Origin of the sequence: Kitasatospora sp. MAA19, assembly GCF_029894125.1 — a bacterium.
Taxonomy (GTDB): domain Bacteria; phylum Actinomycetota; class Actinomycetes; order Streptomycetales; family Streptomycetaceae; genus Kitasatospora.
The window spans coordinates 1-1,276 of the sequence record NZ_JARXYZ010000092.1 but is presented as its reverse complement, the minus strand read 5'-3'; the positions used below and the strand labels follow the sequence as shown (position 1 = coordinate 1,276).

Below are 1,276 nucleotides of genomic sequence, written 5' to 3'. Positions count from 1 at the left end.
AGGCCGACCGGGCTGTCCGCCCCCACGCCATTGCCTGGGGAATGACAGCCACCACCGGTTCCGCACCCGGCCCGGTACCGTCACCGCAACCCTCTACCCGGCCGGGGCCGGCCTGTGCCGGGCCCCCGCGAGCAGAGCGGCGGCCCGCCGCTCGGCTTCCTCCGGCCGGCGGACTTTCCAACCGGCCCGCTCAGCGGTGCACCAGGACCGCGGTGGGCCGACCTGCCGCGTCCAGAACGGGGACCAGGCGGTACCCGTCGGTGTCGACCAGCATCACCAGCGCGGGACCACCCGCCGCCCGGTCGGGCAGCATCAGCCAACCGTCCGCGAACTCGGCGTCCTCGGCGGACCGGGCGGCCATCGCCCGGTCGAGCAGGGCAGCCCGTTCGGCCGCCGGAAGGGCGTGCAGCATCAGGACGCCCGAGTCGGTGGCCACCCGGTCACCGTCCTCGCCCGCCGCCACCGGCGGAGTTTCACCGTGGTGCAGCAGCAGGGCGATCACCGACGGGCTCTGCGGGTCCCCGTCCAGCACCAGGTAGGCGACGCTGGCGCCGATGCCGAACGCGTCGCCGCCCTCCGCGTCCTCCAGCCAGCACTCACCGGTGGCGGAGAGATCGAGCGTCCCGGCCCGGCGTAGCCGCCAGGGACCGGCCACCTCCTCCCGCCGGTCGAGGGCGGGCAGGGCGGCGAGCAGCGCGGGCAGGTAGTCCATACCGTGCTGGACGCGGCCAACTGCCCGTTCGGTTCGCGTTCCCTGCCCTTACTGACTTCGGCTTTCAGGGTGGTAGGTCGAGGGAGAGTCCGGTTCCGGCGAGGAAGCCGTCGAGGACGTCGGGGCGGTACTGGAGTCGTTTGAGTCGGTTGCGGACGAGCGTGGCGAGTCGGTCCAAGGCGATGATCTGGTCCTCGTCCCAGCCGTGAGCGGCCGGCCCCTGCTCGAGGTAGGCGGCCAGCTTCTCCTGGCAGCGCGCGGACAGCTTGCAACGCCGGCCGCTCGCGCCTCGTGAGGCCAGGGCCGCCGCTCCGTCCTTCGTCCACGCCTGGTGCCACTGGTAGGCCGACTTCGAGCTCACCCGCAGCCTGCGGGCGACCTCCGGCGGCCCCAGCCCATCGGCGAACAACCCGGCGGCCTCCAGCCTCACCGCCTCGCGGCGCTGCCGACCTTTCGCCGCCAGCCCGCCCTCATCCGCATAGCGCATACCAACGGCATAGCGCGCAGATGACCGTCAGTCAGCTACACGAACAGGCCAATCACCCCGAAGCGCCGAAGTCAGTA

General features: G+C 72.7%; 2 protein-coding genes. Both read right to left on the bottom strand.

What is annotated here, in order from left to right:
• Window positions 1-190: 190 nt before the first annotated feature.
• Entirely contained in the window at window positions 191-712 is a 522-nt protein-coding gene (locus P3T27_RS40905; protein WP_280686455.1) for a hypothetical protein, read from the bottom strand.
• Window positions 713-776: 64 nt separating this feature from the next.
• Entirely contained in the window at window positions 777-1,199 is a 423-nt protein-coding gene (locus P3T27_RS40900; RefSeq protein ID WP_280686454.1) for a helix-turn-helix domain-containing protein, read from the bottom strand.
• Window positions 1,200-1,276 lie beyond the last annotated feature (77 nt).